Below are 19203 nucleotides of genomic sequence, written 5' to 3'. Positions count from 1 at the left end.
GGATGAGGCTCGCAACACTCGAACTCGACAGCGGGGACACCGTTGCAGCGGCAGCACGTGCAGATGGCTGGGTTGCGCTACCTGCGCCTTCGTTGTCCGAGCTGCTTCGCACGGGCTGGACTGCGCCGACCTCTGGCGTTGTCGAGGGCCCGGGGGTGACCGGTCAACTCGTCCTTCCTCTGCCGGCACCGACCAAGGTGATCTGCTGCGGATTGAATTACGGTGATCACATCGCCGAGACCGGTCGCGACTTGCCGACCCACCCGACCCTGTTCGCGAAGTTCGCGGACTCTCTGATCGGGCCGACGGACGACGTGGTGATATCAGACGACGTCAGCGCAGACTGGGAAGCCGAACTGGCCGTGGTCGTGGGCCGGACGCTGACGCGTGCTTCACGCGCCGAGGCAGCCGAGGGAATCCTGGGTTACACCGTCGCGAACGATGTCTCGATGCGCGATTGGCAGCGGCGCACCCTGCAGTGGTTTCAAGGAAAAGCTTGGGACGCAACAACTCCGGTCGGCCCGGTCATCGTCACCGCAGACGAAATCGACCCGACTGCCGGACTCACAATCACGTGCCGGGTCAACGGCGTCGAGGTACAGCGGGACAGCACCCGCACGTTGGTGTTCGATTCTGCCGAACTCCTCTCGTACATATCGACTTTCACTACCCTGCGTGCCGGTGATCTCGTACTCACCGGCACTCCTGGCGGAATTGGCATGGCCCGTGAGCCTGCTTGGTTCCTCGCCGACGGCGACGTTCTCGAAACGGAGATCGAGGCCATCGGCACCCTCACCAACACAGTCCGGGTCACCGAGCCGGCCTCAGGAGCAAGGAGAACAGAATGACAACCCAGTTCGATTCCAACGCCGGATACCGCCTGGAAGGCGACAACTCGACGTATGCGAGCGCGGGTGGTCAGGTTGTTCCTGTGGTGACCCGGGCCGGCGAGGAAGACGGCCGCACCGGACAGACGGAGGGCGCGCTACGAATCTCTGGCGTCAGTCCGCAACACACACCGGCCACGAAGATTTGGTACGGCAAGGTGAGTAACGAACCCGGATATCGTTCTCTCGCACATCATCACGGAGAGGCCGAGACCGGTGGTTACGTCCTCTCGGGTCATGCCCGCATCTACTTCGGCGAGAACTACTCGGAGTACATCGACATGAACGAGGGCGACTGGGTGTTCGTGCCGCCGTTCATGCCGCACATCGAGTGCAATCTCAGTCGCACCGAGCCGTTGCACTGGCTGACCACGCGTACACCGGACAATATCGTCGTCAATCTGCCTGAGGTGGACGATGATTCGCTTCGTGACTGGTCGAACCGGCCGTGACGCAGTCGGTGGCGACCTCCGCCATGTTCACCCGGTGCGTGACCTTGACCGAGGCCGAGCCGCGTCGAGCCGACGTCGGTTTCACGGCACGGACTCAGGCGTGTCCGTGGCCCAAGGCGTACGGCGGTGACATGGTCGCTCAGGCCGCAGCCGCGGCCATGCGTTCGGTGACCGACGGCAAGTCGATGCACTCGATGCACTCGTACTTCTTGCGGCCCGTCGACATCGATGCGCAGGTGCACTACGACGTGGAGTTGATTCGCGATGGTCGCCGATTCGCCACCCGGCAGGTGCGCGCGTATCAAAACGACAAAGTCACCTACATCGGCACGGTGTCCTTCGCGGCCGGCGGTCATAGTGGGTCTTTGAGCAGCGCAGTGCCCGCGAATGTTCCGGCACCCGAATCACTTCCGACGTCGGCGGAGTACCTGGCAGACCATTCCATCTCGGATGAGAACACGATGACCACGGTTTCGAAGGACTACTGGTCGGCCGGCCGCAGCTTCGATATGCGGCATGTTCCGGGACCGATCTACGTCGACATCGAGGGCGGGTGCAGCCCGCATCAGGCCATCTGGGTGCGGCCCTTCGACCGGTTACGTCCGGTGGATGGCTTGTCCGATGCTCAGAGGGACCTCGCCGCGCTCGCGTACGTGTGCGACTACACCATCCTCGAGCCGGTACTTCGTGCACTGGGGCACCCGTGGGCAGAGAAGGGGCTCGTCACAGCCAGTCTCGATCACGCGATGTGGTTCCACCGAACCCCAGAGCCTGGAGCGATGGACGGCTGGTTGCTCTACGCCCAGGACGCGGTCGCCGCCGATCGAGGTCGCGGCGTCGGTTTGGGCAAGTTCTTCACCCCCGAGGGAATCCACCTGGCCACCGTCGTCCAGGAGGGCATGATCGATGCCGAGACGACAGGAGCCGTGCAATGACCGCGGACACAGTACAAGTGCTCACCCCTAGCGCACACGTTGACACGTTTGCGCGAGACAACCTTCCGCCCGCCGAATTGTGGCCGATCCTCGAATTCACGACCCCGGAACTGCAATACCCTGAGCGGCTCAACGCGGGAGCTGAGCTCATCGAGCGCGCGGTCGAACAATTCGGCGAGCATCACCACGCTCTTCGAACCCCGGCGGGAATCGCGTGGACGCTCGGCGAGCTTCGAGACCACACGCACCGGATCGCCCGCGTGCTCACCGAGGACCTCGGTCTCGTACCCGGAAACCGTGTCCTGCTGCGTTCACCGAACACACCGATAGCAGTAGCCGCGTGGCTCGCGATCATCGAAGCCGGCGGGATAGCCGTCGTGGTGATGAGCGCGCTTCGCTCCCGCGAACTGGCTCCGATCGTGGACAAGACACGCCCGGTCATCGTACTGGTGGACGCGCGATTCGCGCACGATCTGCACACCGTGCGCGACGAGGGACATCCCGAACTGGTGGTGGTTCCCTTCGGAGGAGACGACTCCGGCGATCTGATGGTTCGTTCGGCGGGCAAGCCGACCGACTTCGTGGCCGTGGATACCGCGGCAGACGACGTCGCATTGCTGTGTCCGACGTCCGGGAGTACCGGAACCCCGAAGATCACGATGCACTTTCACCGCGACGTGCTGTCGATAGATAACACGTTCGGCAAACACGGTCTCGGTCTCCGACCGGACGACGTGGTCGCGTGCACTGCGCCGATGGCGTTCACGTTCGGTCTGGGGATGCTGGTGGTGTTCCCGCTGAGAGCTGGTGCCTGTGCACTGCTCACCGATGCGGTGGCACCTGCCGAACTGGCCGATGTGGTGCACAGCGAGGGGGTAACGGTCCTGGCCACCGCCCCCACTGCATACAAGCAAATCATCAAGGCTGGGAAGATAACGCAGCTGGCCGATCTCCGGGTCGCAGTCAGCGCAGGGGAGCACATCTCGGCAGGGGTATGGAACGGTATTCGAGACGCCGTGGGTCTCGAGATCGTCGACGGGATCGGTGCCACCGAACTTCTGCACATTTTCTTGTCGACCGCTGCGGCGAGCGAGACACGCGTGGGTTCGACCGGTAAGCCGCTGCCCGGCTATCGGGCCGTCATACTCGGTGACGACGGCGAGCCGGTGCCGGCGGGTATACCGGGTCGACTGGCGGTGATCGGTCCGGTCGGGTGCCGATACCTGGCCGACGATCGTCAGCACGAGCGGGTCGAGAACGGGTGGAACGTCACCGGTGACACCTTCTACCGCGACGAGGACGGTTACTTCTTCTACTGCGCTCGAACCGATTCCATGATCGTGTCCTCGGGTTACAACATCGGCGCGCCTGAAGTTGAGGCGTGCATCGACATGCATCCGGACGTCGTGGACGCGGCCGTCATTGCCGAGGCCGACGCAGAACGCGGCCAGATCGTCAGCGCGTTCGTGGTTCTTCGTGCGGGAGTTGTCCACGACGCGGCGGCCGTCAAGTCCATTCAAGATCACGTCAAAGCGGAACTGGCACCGTACAAGTACCCCAGAAGAATTCGCTTCATCGATGCTCTGCCGAGAAATTCGAGCGGCAAACTACAGCATTTCAAACTTCGCGAAACGATAGAGGAGAACACACCATGAGGATTGCCATCGTGGGTGGAGGTCCCGGCGGTCTGTACTTCGCCGCCCTGGCCAAGCAACTCGATGCACGTCACGTCATCGACGTCTGGGAACGTAACGCGCCCCAAGACACGTTCGGATTCGGTGTCGTGTTCTCGGACGAGACACTCGGCAGTATCGAGGGTGCCGACGCCGTCGTGCACACCGAGATGGAGCGCCGATTCGCTCGCTGGACGGACATCGACGTCGAGATCGACGGCCGGTCATACACAGTAGGTGGGCAGGGATTCGCGGCGATGAGCCGCAAGGAATTGCTGGCCATCCTCCAGCAGCGCGTCGCCGAGCTGGGCATCGAGGTGCAGTACAAGACCCATGCACCCGATACCGACGTTTTGCGAGCATCGTACGACTTGGTGATCGCCTGCGACGGCATCAATTCTGCCGTCCGCACCCGCTACGCGGATGCGTTCCGGCCGACACTCGACCGTCGCCATAACAAGTACATCTGGTTGGGTACCGACAAGGTATTCGAGGCGTTCCAATTCCTCGTCAGACATACCGAGTTCGGGACGATGCAGATCCATGGCTATCCGTACTCCGATCAGGGTTCGACGTTCATCGTCGAGATGCACGAGGATGTTTGGCGGCGAGCAGGTTTCGACTCGACCGAGGAAACACAATTCCCGCCGGGAGTGTCCGACACCTACGCGGTGGATCGTATTCGGGAGATCTTCGCGGATGATCTCGGTGGTCACGATATTCTGACCAACAACTCGAAGTGGTTGTCGTTCCAGACTGTTCGTAACGAGCGGTGGTTCGACGACAACGTGGTACTGCTGGGCGACGCGGCGCACACGGCCCACTTCTCCATCGGATCGGGCACCAAGCTCGCAATGGAGGACGCGTTGGCCCTGGCCGCCTGCGTGCACGAACATTTCGACATCGCCGACGCGCTGGCTGCCTATCAGACCGAGCGCAAGCCGGTGGTGGAGAGCACCCAGCGGGCGGCGCAGGCGTCGTTGGAGTGGTTCGAGAACATCGGTTTGTACGCCGATCAGGAAGACACACAGTTCGTCTTCAATTTGTTGACCCGTTCTCGCAGAATTACGTTCGAGAATCTCGGTGAGCGCGACGATGAGTTCGCCGCACTGGTGCAGCAGCGGTTTGCCGATTCCGTCGCCGGTGAACCTGTGCTCGAGCCCGCTCCTGCGATGTTTCAGCCGGTCAAAATCGGTGAACTGACTTTGGTCAACCGCATCATGCTCTCGCCGATGGACATGTACTCGGCGGTGGACGGTCTACCCGGGGAGTTCCATCTCGTCCACCTCGGATCCAAAGCACTCGGTGGAGCAGGTCTGCTCATGACCGAGATGGTGTGCGTATCGCCGGAAGCCCGGATCACGCTGGGCTGCCCAGGACTGTGGACGGACGAACAACGCGATGCCTGGGCCCGGGTGACATCGTTCGTGCACGCCAACAGTGCTGGAAAAATCGGAGTGCAGGTCGGTCATTCGGGTCGCAAAGGCTCGACGAAGCTGATGTGGGACGGAATCGACGAGCCGCTCGAATCAGGGAATTGGGAGCCGATCGGACCGTCGCCTTTGCCGTACGGCGACGGATGTCATGTTCCGCGTGAAGCTACCCGCGAGGACATGGATGTGGTGATCGCGGATTTTGTCGCCTCGGCTGAGCGCGCCGTTGCCGCTGGTTTCGATTTGATCGAAGTTCATGCGGCACACGGGTATCTGCTGTCGTCGTTCCTGTCTCCGATCGCGAACGTCAGAACGGACTCCTACGGCGGTAGCCTGGAGAACCGTTTGCGGTTCCCGCTCGAGGTTTTCGATGCCGTCCGAAGCGCGGTACCGTCCAATTTCCCTGTTTCGGTGCGTATCTCGGCGACCGACTGGACACCGGACGGAAACACCGTGGACGATGCCATCGAAATCGTGCGGGCGTTCGTCGAACACGGGGCAGCGGCCATCGATGTGTCGTCCGGTCAGGTGACCAAGGACGAGAAGCCGGCGTTCGGTCGGTCGTATCAGACGCCGTTCGCCGATCGGATACGTCACGAGGTCGCCGCGGCTGCTGGGGTGGCCGTGATCGCAGTGGGCGCAATCTCGTCGTACGACGATGTCAATTCCATTCTTCTGGCCGGCCGAGCGGACATCTGCGCACTCGGTCGCCCGCACCTCTACGACCCACAGTGGACACTGCATGCTGCTGCGGAGCAGGAGTACCGAGGGCCCGGCGCACAGTGGCCTGTGCAGTGGCACGCGGGTCGGCGTCGCCCACCGACATCCCGCACCGACAAAGTTCCGCCTCGCCTGTCGCTGCTGCGGGACGGTGCCGACAACTCCGCCCATGTTCGCTGGCGTCCGAGAAGTACAGTGCCCGCATGACTTTCTCGCTGACAGGCCGGGTCGAATGGGTGGACACCGATGCCGCGGGCATCTACCACAACAGCACAGTCATCCGGTTCGTCGAATCTGCCGAGGCCGCACTCGTTCGCGAGTGCGGCCTCGTCGGCTATTTTCCGGTGGTCCCACGCGTACGGTACGAGGTCGATTTCCACGCGCCTCTGTATTTCGGACAAGAGGTTACGACGGACCTCGACATCGCATACCTCGGGTCGTCGTCGATGCGTTTCGAGTTCTCGATCTGGGGTGAGGCGTTCGAGGGGCGAGGCCGATCACTCGCGGCGAGTGGCTCTTACGTGACGGTGCACATCGACCGCGCAGTTTCGGGGGCCGCGGCCGCGCCGTGGCCGTCGCAGTGGCGAGAGGTGTTGCAGGCTCTGATGGCGGCGCCTACAGAGCCCACTCAGGACGCAAGAATCCGCGACGGGCTGAGACCGAACTCGGCGCTGTAAAACCGGCAAAGCCGCCCGAGGTGGGATGAACCCCATCGGGCAGAAGGCCTGTTGTACCCTCTCGCGTGCATCTTTCAGGTTGGCCATGGCCAGCACCTGATGACTGCAAATCAAAGGCGGACAGGATCTGCCGACCTTCCGGGCCATGCGACAGTGTCCACGGCCCGGAAGGGATAGCAGGATCGATTCGGCTCAGTGGCCCTTGAATGCCTCGGCGAGCCACCATGCGCCGCCGTCTGCTGCGATTTTGGCGTCGATTACCATGACGCCGTCCGGTGATAGGACCCAGCGACGTACCTCGTCCAGATCGGCGAGAGTTCGTACGGTGACGCCGCGGGCACCGAGTCCTCTTGCAGCAGCGGCGATATCGACATCAGGGAAGGTGACCGTCGACAGGTCCGCGGGCATTCCATCATTGGGTAGGTGTTGGAAGTGGTGCACCTCTGCGCCGTATGCCGCGTCGTTGTACACCGCTATCAACATCGGACGTTTCAGTCGGACAGCGGTTTCGAGTTCCGAGAGGCCCATCATGAAGCCGCCGTCGCCGGTTCCGATCACGGCGAGACGGTCGGGTTGAGCCAACGCTGCGCCGATGCCGCTGGAGAGCCCCAAACCGATGCTTTGGAACGCCTGGGTGAAGCAGAAACCCATGTGGTCGGGAACACGCAGGTACGTCGACGGGTAGCCCATGAAGTTTCCCGAGTCGATGGCCACGACCCGTTCTGCGGGCAGAATCTCGTCCAAGGCCTTTGTGAACGGCCGTGGGTCGATGGTCTCGGATGTGGACAGGTCCGGAGTCTCGGTGTCGTTCCACCAGCGATGGGCAGAGAGCTCGGTCGAGACCTCTGGCGTCCGGTAGCCGATGCGCGGCTCGGTAGTACGAGTCATCTCGGCGAGAACGTCGATCGCGGTGGTTGCGCAGTCGCCGTGGATTCCGAGGTCGATGGGGCGATGTGCACCGAGTGCGGACGCGGTGTCGTCGATCTGGACCACTCGTGCTTCGGGCCCGATAAGGGATCCGTGTCGCATCGTCCACATGTTCAATGCGCATCCCCACCCCACCACGAGGTCTGCGTCGGCGATCAGTCGTGCGGTCAGCGGAGCGGAGAATCCGCCGGAGATTCCCAGATCGAATTCTTCACCCCGAAAGAGGCCGTTTGCGACTGCCGAGGTAGCCACGAGCGCCCCGGCACGTTGGGCCAGAGCCGAGATCTGCGGGCCCGCACCGCGGCCGCCGCGGCCTGTGACGAACACCGGTCGCGACGCAACCGCAAGTAGAGCCGCGAACTGTTCGACTGCCGACTGTGCCGGACGCACCGGCTCGGGAGCCGCGGGTCGCGGGACGGTCCCGGCGTGGTCCGGTGCGGGAGCGGACTGTACGTCGAGCGGGAAGTTGAGCACCACGGTACGACGGTCGTGCACGGCGGTCTGCCACGCTCGGGTCACGTCCGCGACGGCGGTAGCCGCTGAGTGGACTCGCTCGGACACAGCACCGACGCTGCGGGCCAGTGCGTCCTGGTCGATGCGGAAGTTCGACAATCTAGACGAGGCTGCGACGTCTGCGGCCAACACGATGACGGGGGTGCGGCTCTTGGCGGCCTCGCCGATGCCGGTCATTGCATTCGTCAGCCCGCACCCCTGGTGCACGCTGACGATTGCGGGTAGTGCTGCAAGGCGGGCGAATCCATCAGCCATCGATGCGGCGCCTCCTTCGTGGCGTGCTGCGGTGTAGGGGATGCCGCGTGCGATCAGGGCGTTGGTGACGTCGAAGTTGCCGCTACCGACCACACCGAACACGTGGCCGACGCCGAGATCGGCGAGCACGTCCGCCACCAGGTGCGCTACCGTGCGCGTCATGCCGGCACGAACGCGAGAACGCGTGCAGGAGAACCAGTTCCACCGACGATGGGTAGTGGTGAAACCACGAGTACCGCACCCGTCACGGGGAGCTGATCCAGGTTCTGCAGTTGGGTGACCCCGTACTTGTCCGCGCCGAGCAAATGGTGGTGGACGGGGAACATCGGTTCCATCGCCGCTGCTTGGCCGGCGTCGACTCCCACGGTCTCGACGGCGAATCCGGAGATCGCCGAAGCGGCCAGCCATTCCGCGCCTGCTACCGATACACCTGGAGTGTGTGGGCCGTCGTCGTCGGAGTTGAGAAACTCTTCTGCGCTCTGGTTTCGAGCACTCCATCCGGTGCGGAAGACCAGCCAGGCGTTGTCCGGAAGCGGACCGTTCTTCGCCACGAACTCCTCCAGATGGGCGGGCTCGAGCAGGAAGTCCGGGTTCGATGCGACCTCGGCGGTGAAGTCGAGCACGACTGCGGGACCGACGAGGCGCGACGGGGGGATCGTGTCGACGGTGTGACCGCTGCGGCCGGTTGCCCAGTGGGCGGGCGCATCGACGTGCGTTCCGGTGTGTTCGCCGGTGTGAATGTTGTTCCATCCCCAGCCTGGGCCTGCATCGTCGAAGTCGCTGACGGGCTCGAGTGACAGGGAGATCGTGTTTGCGAACGGTGCAGGCAGCGCCAGCACCGGTGTGGTCGACGACAGGGGTGCAGTGAGGTCGACGACGCGTATCGCGCCGTTCGCCAGCTCGGTCAGCAGGTTCGTGAGCGTCGAGGTTGTCGCTGGAGTTGTCATCTGTCGAGCCTTTCGTTGGTTCTGTACATGATCCTTTTTCGGCTGCGTCGAGATCTCGTACCTATGTGCCGCGCTGCCGTAGGCGTGGCAGAACCCCGCCGGTGACCGAACATCACGACCATATAGCGCCTTGGTGACTTCCGTCATCTGTTCGATGTTAATTTCTCGATTGCATCGCGAATTCGACCGATACCGCGTGTGCGACGAGATGGCGCGAGCAGTTGCTGAGCAACAAGGTGCCCCGAACCACCGCCGAGCCCTGGTCCGGGGTGCGTGAAAGCGCCGATGTGGAACAGTCCGTCTATGCCGGTGCGGTGGCCCGTCCCGGTACCGGGACGCCAGACCAGCGATTGGTCGATTTCGGCCGCACCGCCGTAGGGATCGCCTGCGACGGCGTTGGCGTTCGCCGCCGCCAGTGCGGGCGGCGGAATGGAATGCGAGTCCAACACGGTCGCACGTAGACCAGGTGCGAAGCGCTCGATCGAGTCCAGGACCCGATCGACGTATGCCGCCGTCGTGCCGGTACTCCACGTACCGTCCGTCGAAATCGTGCCCGCGGCATCACCTTTCGGCGTGAACGGTAGTTCCTGAAGTTGCACCCACAGGGTGGCCTTGCCCGCGGGAGCCCGGCTCGGATCAAGTACGCATTGTTGGCCGACCACGATCGTGGGAGCTGCGGGAAGCAGACCTGATTCGGCTTGTGCGCAGGCGATTCCGGTGCTGGACGCCCCGTTTCCGATGTGTACCAGCGGCACCTCGTCCAGTCGCGAATCCGACCACCGGACGGGACGGTCCAGCGCGAAATGCAGTTGCATCGCAGCGCGGCCCGGACGATGCCGATCGGCTGCACGGCGGCCTGCGGCAGGAACGACCGAAGGATCGAGCAGGTTGTCGTAGAGTCTGGGAGTTCCTGTCGACGACAGGACGGCCCGTGCGGCCGAGAGTCTCTCGTCCGCCAGATGCACTGCTACGGCGCGGCCCGAGCGAATCTCGATGTGCCGGACGGACTGGTCGAGAATTACCGTTACCCCGCGCTCGCTGAGCACGCGTGCGAACGCGGTCACGAAATTGTCCGCACCACCGGTAACCACCGGAAGTCCGGCCGCATGCATAGTAGAAGCCATGATCGGCAGCATCAACCCACCGGTCGCGTGGTCGGGCGACAGGCCTGCATGCAGTAGCCAGGGAGTCCAGAGGTGATCGGCCTCGAAACCACTGAAGCGCTCACGGATCAGCGCCCGCCCGCTCTGTGCCGTAGCTCGCAGCATATCGATGCTGCCGTCCTTGCCGAGTGCGCGCGCCATCGATGCACCAAGTCGAGCGAGATCCAAAGGCCGCAATTCTGAGCTCAGTGCGCCGAACGCATGTGGGGCCCAACGTTCGAGATCTGCCAACATCACCGAGTACGCCACTCGATCCTGCTCGTGCTCGAAGCTTCGGGCGGTCTCCTCCGGGTTGCGATGTGCCACTGCGACGCCGCGGTCGGACACGGCAGCTGTGATAGCTCCGTCGGTGTTGGAATACGCGAGGCCATGACGGTGCAGGTCATTTCCGAGCGTTGCGTACGCGCCGCCGGTAACGAACAAGGGGTGCCAGGAACTGAAGGTGTCGTGCACGAAGCCAGGGCGGGTCAACGGCTCCGACGTGATGAACCCGCCCAGCTTCTCGCGTTCGTCTACCAGGGCGACCGACCATCCCGCGCCGGCAAGTTCTGCGGCAGCGACCATCCCGTTGATTCCCGCACCGACCACGATGGCGTCGAACATGCGGCTGCTCACCCGCTGATCCGGTTCTCGAGTTCTTTCATGATGCCACGGTAGTCACTTGGTTCACCGGTAACAGCCTTTGCTCCGCCCTCGTCCGTCTTGAGATGTAGCTCCCGGTGTCCGCAAGCGTTTATTCGATACCGTTCCGCGTGACGTTGGTGCGAAGGTCTCCGCCGAAAGGGCCGAAAAGTGAAGCAAGAAGGCCTCAGGCTCAGACCATTTCGGCCGCGACATCGTCCCATGAGGTCTGCTGTGTGATCAATCGGCGATATTTGAGTAGATCTTTCGCCGCGTTCACGCCCAAGGCTGCCACCAGTCGGTTCTGCCGACCATAAAGCGCAATCAGCGGTGTTTCTTCCAGCGAGCCGGAAACAATCCGTACTGCGTCGGCTCCGGCAACATCTCCGTAGAGCTGAAACCGAAGGTTGTACTGATCGGACCACACGTACGGGACGGGCGCGAAAGTGCGATCCTCCCCAGTTGCGATCGCCCGACCCACCGCGGCACCTTGCTCACTGGCATTTGTCCAGTGTTCGATGCGCATGGTTCGGTCGAACATGGGATTGGGCCAGCATGCAACGTCACCTGCGGCGTATATGCCCGGACCTGCTCGAAGTCTGTCGTCGCACATAACGCCGTTGTCGAGACGAAGTCCGCTGCCGGCCAGCCAGCCCACGTTTGGCGTGACGCCTACGCCCATGACAACAAGGTCTGCTACTACTGACGACCCATCGGAAAGAGTGAGTCCGTTGGCCCGACCCAGACGGCTGGTAATACCGTCTACTCGCACGTCGGTGCGCACGTCGACGCCATTACTACGGTGCAACTGAGCAGACCACTGCCCGATCTGGGTCCCCAACACGGCGGACATCGGTGCCGGCCCGGCTTCCACCAGTGTCACTCGATGGCCAAGAGCCGTTGCAGTAGAGGCTATTTCGGCACCGATGAAGCCACCGCCGACGATAGCAATGTGGTCTGATTTTGCCAGGTCCTCCGCCAATCCGATGCTGTCGTCCAATGTGCGCAGCACATGGACACCCTCTAATCCTGCACTTCCGGTCAGGCGTCGCGGAGTTGCTCCGGTCGCAATGACGAGTGAATCGAACTGGACAGCGGTACCGTCGTCCAGATCCACCGTGCTTTCCGCCACGTTCAAGGCGGTTGCACGCGATCCGAGCCTCGAGTCGATGCCGTCGAGGTGCTCTTCAGTGCACAGCATCGCGTCTTCGGCTGAGACGAGGCCTGCGAGAACGTCTTTGGACAGAGTGGTCCGGTCGTAAGGCAGCCACCGTTCGTCGCCGATCAAGATTACATGTTCATCCTCGTTGGACTGGCGAAGACTTTGAGCGGCGGCGAGGCCTGCCCGGGAAGCACCGACAATGACAGTGCCATGGTGCCGAGTCATGCATCGACCAGGTCGATGACGTCAGTGGGGCAATCGATGATGGCCTCGCGGATGGTGTCGATTTCGGACTCGTCAGGTTGTTCTTTGATGAGAACGACCCGGGCATCGTTGTCGTCGAGATCGAAAAATTCTGGCGCGACCAACACACAGTTGCCGCAACTAGTGCATTTTTCTCGCGCGATGGTGATGTACATCAGTTGGCATCCCATTCCACTTGTAGTTTCTTCGGGCCTCGAAATGAGATGTTGGGAGGAAAACTCCATTGCTGTTCATCGGACAATCGAAGTCCGGGCAAGCGAGAGACGAGCATTTCGATGACGACGCGAGCTTCGACACGTGCGAGGTGCTGTCCCATGCAGAAGTGCGCACCCTTGCCGAAGGACAGGTGTGTTCGAGAATTCTTTCGACCGATATCGAAAGTCTCCGGATCCGTGAACTGCTCGGGGTCGCGATTCGCGGACGCAAGGCTGAGCATGAGCTTTGCTCCCTCGGGAACCTCGACACCTCCGATGGTTGTGGGCTTGGTGGTGATACGTCGCCACGCCACTACCGATGAATCGAACCGTAGAGTCTCCTCGACCGCTCGGTCGATCACACTGGGATCGGCTTGGATCGCAAGGAGTAGCTCCGGTCGCGAGAGCAGCTGGCGCAGAGTGTTGCCGATCAAATTGGTGGTGGTTTCGTGTCCGGCGAAGCTCAGCGCGAAGATCACGCTGGTGATCTCGCGATCATCGAGGGCATCTTCATCGGTCTCGCGTTGGCGGATCAGCTCGGAGGTGAGGTCATCGGCCGGGTCGGACAGTCGTGTAACGACGAATCGTTCGCAGTAGTCCCAGAACAACGACATGTTCGTCGCTGCCCGCTGCTGGTATTCGGGAGACGGACGCCCCCAATTGACTTCGAGCTTGTTGTCGCACCACGATTTGAGTTGGTCGGCGTCTTCGGCAGGGAAACCGATGAGGCCGAATACTGTCAAGGCAGGGAGCGGGAAAGTCAGCGCTTCGACCAGATCCGCACTGCCGTTCGAGGCGAACTTGTCGATCAGCTCTTCAGCCCGTTGTTCGATAAGTGGGCGTAATTGCTCAACCCGACGAGGAAGGAACGGGCGTGCGAGACGGAGACGGACTCTGGTGTGCCCTGGAGCGCCGAAATTGGTCAGCACCGGTGTGTTGCGTACACCCTTGATGAGAATCTGGCGTGCCTCCTCACTCAACGGTGCAAGTGGTTCCTGGGCAATGCGTTCCGAGAAAGTCTCGCGGTCGGCGAACACTCCAGCGATATCGGCGTAGCGCGTGACGAGCCAGTAGCCGAGGGATGGCACGTAGTGCACAGGACTTTCGGCGCGAAGGGATTCGAGAGGTTGGTACGGATCGGATAGGTAGCTTGCACCGAGTGGATCGAAGTCGTGGGCAACAGGACACACCTGGGGCTGCGAGGCATCAACAGTCATCTGAACCTCCGTGAGTGAATACGATGGCAAGAGGACCACCGGCAGTGTCTTGATTGTCACACTCTCCGCCTTGCCTAAGAAATGCTAATTCGAGTGTTCGATATGCCCGTTGCGGTATAGCTGGCACTACAGTCCCAGGTCAAGAGGCGCTCGATCGACGGATCATCGTCGATGGTGAGTCTCCATCGGCGCGCTGATCGGTGTGTGACTTTGAGGGATTCGACGCCGCCTCTGCCCCCGAACGTCTCGTCTTCGGTGCATGGGGTCACCAGTACCCTGAAGATCCCACAGACATCGTCGACTGGTTCCGGTTCTGGTTACTCGACCAAAGCTGCGACCGGACGCGCGCGGATCCAACGTCGATTTCTGGCGAATCGGCACAGATGACTGGTACGACTCTCTCAGGTCGCGAGATCCCACAGGCTGCGACGGGCATTCTGATCGGAAAGGCATTAACGCTCGACGACCGGACGGCGTGAGCGAGAGTGCTTCGCTGACTGCTGAGGCTGCGGACCTGATTCCGCCTGTGCTGTGCGAGCCGTGATAGTAAGTACAGTCAGGCAAGTACGGTTTTCTTTTCTGACGGCGCTCATCGCCACTCGAGGTCCCCGCGCATGGTGGACAGTGGTTCGGACGGCAGCAGTCATCGCCTGAACCAATGTCCGTCGCCGACGTTGTTCACCACAGGGTGTGGGCCGCGCTGCTGCTCGCTCTTGCGCTGGGGGCAATGCAGTACACGCCACGCCGGCAGGCCGACCGGTTCGCAGGGCTCATCCAGTCAAACCCGTGACGCCCGAGAGCAACGGGCTCGACAGTGATGCGTGGGGAAGCGTGGTCGTCTTGATCCAGGAGAACCCGAACCATGAACGGAGTTGCCCATCCGGTGCAGCCGACCTCGGCGCGGGAGCTTGCGTTTACAGAACAGCTCTATGCAGATGAGCACATCCTACTGACAACATCACTGGGATTTATATGCCCATAGCGAAATGGTACTTCAAGCAGGCGTGTGACCGAACTTATAGTTGTGGAGCCGGTCCGCTTCAATAATCCGGGCCGAATCATTCCTCCGCACTGAGAGTTAACAATGGCACCAGAATATATTACCTTGGGCATTTTGGCTGTGGTGGTCTTGCTTCTGATCACTGAATGGACACCCATGGCTGTGACGGGGATTCTGATCCCTGTTGCATTGGTCGCATTCGGAATCATCGATGCGGACGAAGCCTTTCTGATGTTTGGCAATCCTCTGATTCTGTTGGTCACTTGCGCATTCATCTTCGGCGCTGCCTTCTTCAGGGCCGGGCTAGCCGACGTGATCGGTGGATGGGTCACGGGAATGGCGGTGCGGTACGGTGGCGGCGGGGAGCGATTTGTCATCGGTCTGATAATGACCATCACCGCCTTGATGTCAACAATCCTTCCGAATCTTGGCGTTGTCGCCGCAATGCTGCCGGTATTCATGGCGGTCGCCAAGTCCACAGGGATTGCACCAGGTCGTATTCTGATGCCGGCCGCTTTCGCGTCGAGTCTGGGCGGGACCATAACGCTGATCGGGTCGCCCAACAACTTGGTTGGTAGGGGTGCTCTCGAAACAGCAGGTTCGGCAACCTTCGGATTCTTCGATTTTGCTTGGATCGGTCTTCCTTTCACGGTCATCGGGATTCTGTATATGCTTTCTGCAGGTAGGAAGTGGCTACCCAGCTCGGAGAATGTCGTCGGCAGTTCGGACGACGACGGCGTGAGCGGCACTGTGAGATCGTCCAACCCCGGGGGCGGTCGTGGGAACGGTGCGGACCGAATATCGGCACAGGTTCTCGAGGTGGCGGAAAGTGAACCCGCCGCCCGTCTGCCTCGGCGCAAGCAAATCATAACCGTTGTACTGTTTTTCGTCTTCGTGCTGGGAATCGCTCTGGAGGAGCAGACCGGGGTGGCCGCGTATCTCGTGGGGTTCGTTTGCGTTGCATTGCTGGTGCTCTGTGGGGTCATGAACGAGAAGGAGATATACCGGAATATCGATTGGTCGACCATCTTTTTCATTGTCGGAATTCTTACCCTTGCGGGCGCGATCGTGTCATCGGGTGCAAGTCAGCTCGTGGCAGACAGTTTTATCTCGGTGTTGGGCGAAGCTGCGAATCCGTACGTGCTCACCGGCGGCATGTTCCTTGTAGCAGCCGTGCTCACCCAGTTCATGTCGAATACTGCCACTGCTGGAATTCTGGCACCGGTAGCTGTATCGATGGGTGTGGGTATGGGCGCTGATCCTAGAGCGCTCGTTATGGCGGTGGTAATTGGGTGCGCCAGTGCGTTCATGACGTCCATGGGTACTCCAGCCAACATGATGGTCACCCTGCCCGGGAACGTCAGATTTTTGGACTGGGTTCGCTGCGGATGGCCCCTCGTAGTGATAGGACTCGTACTTTCGGTCTCGGTCCTGCCTGTCGTCTGGCCCTTCTACAACTAAGGAAAAAAATGCCAGTAGGTGTGTTCGACAATTTTCTCCACAAAAACATCTTTGCTACGCCCCGCATGCGAGAACTTTTCGCAGACTCGAACACGGTTCAACAATGGTTGAATGTAGAAGCCGCCCTCGCACGCGTTCAAGGGCGAATGGGTATCATTCCCGAAGTCGCTGCATCGGAAATCGAGCGTAAGGCCCGGTACGATCTGCTGGACGTGGAAGCGTTCGTCAAAGATTTGAGGTATACCGGCCACCCGTTCGTCCCACTTGTCAACGCGCTGGCTCGGATATGCGACGGTGATGCCGGCGAGTACGTTCATTGGGGGGCCACGACCCAGGACATCATGGACACGGCCCTCGTGCTGCAGTTGCGTGACGCCTCTTCGATAATCAGGGAAGGCGTCGCAGGGTTGGTCTCGCGGCTGAAAGATCTTTCGGTCGAGCACCGGGACAGCTTGATGGTCGGGCGGACGAACGGGCAGCATGCGCTCCCCATGACGTTGGGGTTCAAGTTGGCCCGCTGGGCGGTGGAGCTGGAGCGCTCTCTGCAACGAATCGACCAGACCCTCCCGCGCCTGCTGGTGGGGCAGTTTTCGGGGGCCGTGGGAACTTTGGCGTCATTCGGCGAGTTCGGTTCCCAGGTTCAAGCCGAATTGATGGCCGCTCTCGACCTGAACGCACCGGACATAACGTGGCATTCCTCGCGTGATTCGTTACAGGAGATCGTCTCGGTACTGGGCATTCTCGCAGCATCGGTCGGCCAGATGGCCGACGAGCTGTACGCCATGCAGAAGCCGGAACTCGACGAGGTGTCCGAGCAGATGTCACAGGGGAGCGTCGGCAGCAGCACGATGCCGCAGAAGCGGAATCCGTTTCACACCATGGAGATATCCGCGCTGTGCCGGTTGGTCTCATCGACTGCGGCTCAATTGATGACAATGCCCGGACACGACGGTGAGCGCGATGCCAGGGCGCTCCTGGTCGAATACGACCTCGTTCCACGATCCTTCATCATGCTCGACGCGGCTCTTGTGCGGATGAACGACCTGCTGGCGTCGCTGCAGTTCAATACCCAGGCTCTCCGTTCTCGCGTCGACGGCTCCGCAGGTTTGATAGGCGCGGAACGCATCATGATGCACCTCGCCACGGTCATGGGAAGGCTACGAGCTCACAGCCTCGTCCACAGACTGGCTGCGGAGGCCCGAGATTCAGGCCAAGATTTCAAGGAGCTTCTACTGTCGGCACCGGAACTATCCGATCGTCTTTCTCGACGCGACGTCGAGTCGCTGTTGGACCCGTCGACGTATACGGGTCAGTCGGGCGCGATAGTCGACCGTATCGAAGCACATCGGGGGGTGGGCAACGATGACCCCGCCGGCGCGCAAGATCGTCGGATGTTCTCTGACACGGAGAGTAGAATCTGAGAATGGAGCTCAGGCAACTTGTTTTCTTTGCAACCGTTTCCAGAACGCGCAATTTTACTCAGGCTGCCCAGGAGCTTTTCGTCTCGCAACCCGGCATCTCCCTGGCAATCCGCAAACTCGAGATGGAGTTGGGGGTCGACTTGCTGGACCGAAGCGGGGGAAAGGTGCGATTGACCGATGCGGGCGAGATCTTCCAAGAACGGACCCGTAATATTCTGGCCTCCATAGATGACGCAGTGTTGCAAATGCGCGCTGCAGGCGATGAAAAAAGAGAACCGATACATCTCGGATTGCCACCGATGCTCGGTGCACACGTGCTCATCCCACTCCTGGAAAAATTTGTGGCCAAAGATTCATTTGTCGAGCTGACTATTCATGAACTCGGTTCCAACCAGATAATTTCGGATATGAGAGAGAGAAAGCTCGATCTTGGATTGGTAGTTTCAGATCGAAGCAGCGCCGAAGCACATGGTCTTCTCTGCTCGGATATGCAAGAAATAGGCATCGTGGTGGCAATGTCTGCCGACCACCCTTTGGCTGAACTGTCTTCGGTTTCCATTCACGACATCGAAAACGAGCCTCTCATCCTCATGCAGAAGGGTGCTCGGATCAGAGATATCACCCTTGAAATGTACGCAGCAGCCAACGTAGTCCCCAATTTGGTGCATACGTTTACACAAATCGAGAGCGTCCGACGTCTGGTGAAGTCAGGTATAGGAATCACCCTCATTCCCAGCACAATGCAATACATCTTGAACGACCTCGTATGCCGGCCACTCGAACCTGCGACAAGGCTTCAATGTTCCCTGGTCCGTAGGAAAAACCGTTCCACGACCAGAGGCCTGGATGCTGTTACCCAATTTCTTGACCACCTATTGATGGACAGTTCTTTTCCAGATGTGTTGAGGTAGTGTGCGAACTGGAAAGAATCACTCAGGGTCACACTGTCAGCCTGCCATTGTTGCCACCTCCGCGGTCGACCTGGAAAATTCGTGGGTAGTTGTAGCAGCCGACGTGGTGCTATTGGTTATATAGTTTATTGCCAAAACTTCGTTTTTCGGGAAGTTTCCACGCATGACAACAGGAAATTCGCATTTCTCCGCCGGGCGGCGTCCGCTCGCCGATGTCTTCAGCGGCCAACGCAGCGATCAGACGGGAGACACCTAGACAGTAGCCAATCGAAAACCGTTACCTTGCAACGTGTCGCCGCATCCCAGATCTTATGAATGCCAATCGCTGAGACAGGTTCGACTGTAATGACGCCAACTCGACTGGCCGCCT

The 19203-nt window shown here is 60.9% G+C and carries 15 protein-coding genes; 9 read left to right on the top strand and 6 right to left on the bottom strand.

Translation table 11 applies throughout. The features are described 5' to 3' along the window. Positions 1-2 precede the first annotated feature (2 nt). Genes ACFI9K_RS04525 through ACFI9K_RS04500 form a run of 6 tightly spaced genes read left to right on the top strand, consistent with a single transcriptional unit; the run spans position 3 to position 6777 of the window. On the top strand, positions 3-848 hold the full coding sequence (locus ACFI9K_RS04525) for a fumarylacetoacetate hydrolase family protein (RefSeq protein ID WP_462662425.1): 846 nt from the start codon (positions 3-5) through the stop codon (positions 846-848). Continuing rightward, positions 845-1339, top strand: coding sequence for a cupin domain-containing protein (locus ACFI9K_RS04520; RefSeq protein WP_462662424.1), 495 nt, complete (start codon positions 845-847; stop codon positions 1337-1339). The genes ACFI9K_RS04525 and ACFI9K_RS04520 overlap by 4 nt, the downstream gene beginning before the upstream one ends. After that, a complete protein-coding gene (locus tag ACFI9K_RS04515; protein WP_462662423.1) occupies positions 1336-2274 on the top strand; it encodes an acyl-CoA thioesterase in 939 nt (312 codons plus the stop codon). Before ACFI9K_RS04520 ends, ACFI9K_RS04515 begins: the two co-directional genes overlap by 4 nt. Beyond that, positions 2271-3929, top strand: a complete 1659-nt coding sequence (locus tag ACFI9K_RS04510) for an AMP-binding protein (RefSeq protein ID WP_462662422.1) — start codon at positions 2271-2273, stop codon at positions 3927-3929. The genes ACFI9K_RS04515 and ACFI9K_RS04510 overlap by 4 nt, the downstream gene beginning before the upstream one ends. Beyond that, positions 3926-6307, top strand: a complete 2382-nt coding sequence (locus tag ACFI9K_RS04505) for a bifunctional salicylyl-CoA 5-hydroxylase/oxidoreductase (RefSeq protein WP_462662421.1) — start codon at positions 3926-3928, stop codon at positions 6305-6307. The genes ACFI9K_RS04510 and ACFI9K_RS04505 overlap by 4 nt, the downstream gene beginning before the upstream one ends. Beyond that, the gene (locus tag ACFI9K_RS04500) at positions 6304-6777 is read left to right on the top strand and encodes an acyl-CoA thioesterase (RefSeq protein ID WP_462662420.1); all 474 of its coding nucleotides are present in this window, start codon (positions 6304-6306) and stop codon (positions 6775-6777) included. Before ACFI9K_RS04505 ends, ACFI9K_RS04500 begins: the two co-directional genes overlap by 4 nt. A gap of 192 nt (positions 6778-6969) precedes the next feature. Here ACFI9K_RS04500 and ACFI9K_RS04495 read toward each other — a convergent pair whose 3' ends face one another. From ACFI9K_RS04495 to ACFI9K_RS04470, 6 genes are all read right to left on the bottom strand, one after another. Beyond that, complete coding sequence (locus ACFI9K_RS04495) at positions 6970-8634, bottom strand: thiamine pyrophosphate-binding protein (RefSeq protein ID WP_462662419.1); 1665 nt, start codon at positions 8632-8634, stop codon at positions 6970-6972. After that, positions 8631-9419 carry a cyclase family protein gene (locus ACFI9K_RS04490; protein WP_462662418.1) on the bottom strand — a complete coding sequence of 263 codons (789 nt, stop codon included), beginning with the start codon at positions 9417-9419 and terminating at the stop codon, positions 8631-8633. The genes ACFI9K_RS04495 and ACFI9K_RS04490 overlap by 4 nt, the downstream gene beginning before the upstream one ends. 143 nt (positions 9420-9562) lie before the next feature. Beyond that, entirely contained in the window at positions 9563-11197 is a 1635-nt protein-coding gene (locus tag ACFI9K_RS04485; protein WP_462662417.1) for a phytoene desaturase family protein, read from the bottom strand. Between the two features lie 199 nt (positions 11198-11396). Further along, the gene (locus ACFI9K_RS04480) at positions 11397-12590 is read right to left on the bottom strand and encodes an NAD(P)/FAD-dependent oxidoreductase (RefSeq protein ID WP_462662416.1); all 1194 of its coding nucleotides are present in this window, start codon (positions 12588-12590) and stop codon (positions 11397-11399) included. Continuing rightward, a complete protein-coding gene (locus tag ACFI9K_RS04475; protein WP_135046065.1) occupies positions 12587-12784 on the bottom strand; it encodes a ferredoxin in 198 nt (65 codons plus the stop codon). The genes ACFI9K_RS04480 and ACFI9K_RS04475 overlap by 4 nt, the downstream gene beginning before the upstream one ends. After that, positions 12784-14040 (bottom strand): cytochrome P450, encoded by a 1257-nt coding sequence (locus ACFI9K_RS04470; RefSeq protein ID WP_462662415.1) that lies wholly within the window; start codon positions 14038-14040, stop codon positions 12784-12786. The genes ACFI9K_RS04475 and ACFI9K_RS04470 overlap by 1 nt, the downstream gene beginning before the upstream one ends. Positions 14041-15124: 1084 nt before the next feature. Here ACFI9K_RS04470 and ACFI9K_RS04465 point away from each other — a divergent pair. The 3 genes from ACFI9K_RS04465 to ACFI9K_RS04455 are packed head-to-tail and all read left to right on the top strand — an operon-like array spanning position 15125 to position 18833. After that, a complete protein-coding gene (locus ACFI9K_RS04465) occupies positions 15125-16501 on the top strand; it encodes an SLC13 family permease (protein ID WP_462662414.1) in 1377 nt (458 codons plus the stop codon). Beyond that, entirely contained in the window at positions 16429-17922 is a 1494-nt protein-coding gene (locus tag ACFI9K_RS04460; RefSeq protein WP_462662413.1) for a class-II fumarase/aspartase family protein, read from the top strand. Before ACFI9K_RS04465 ends, ACFI9K_RS04460 begins: the two co-directional genes overlap by 73 nt. Positions 17923-17924: 2 nt before the next feature. Further along, complete coding sequence (locus ACFI9K_RS04455) at positions 17925-18833, top strand: LysR family transcriptional regulator (RefSeq protein ID WP_462662412.1); 909 nt, start codon at positions 17925-17927, stop codon at positions 18831-18833. The last annotated feature ends 370 nt before the right edge of the window (positions 18834-19203 follow it).

This window comes from Rhodococcus sp. PSi06 (genome assembly GCF_054960675.1).
The sequence above is the reverse complement of the archived record's forward strand: the minus strand, read 5'-3'. Positions and strand labels throughout refer to the sequence as shown.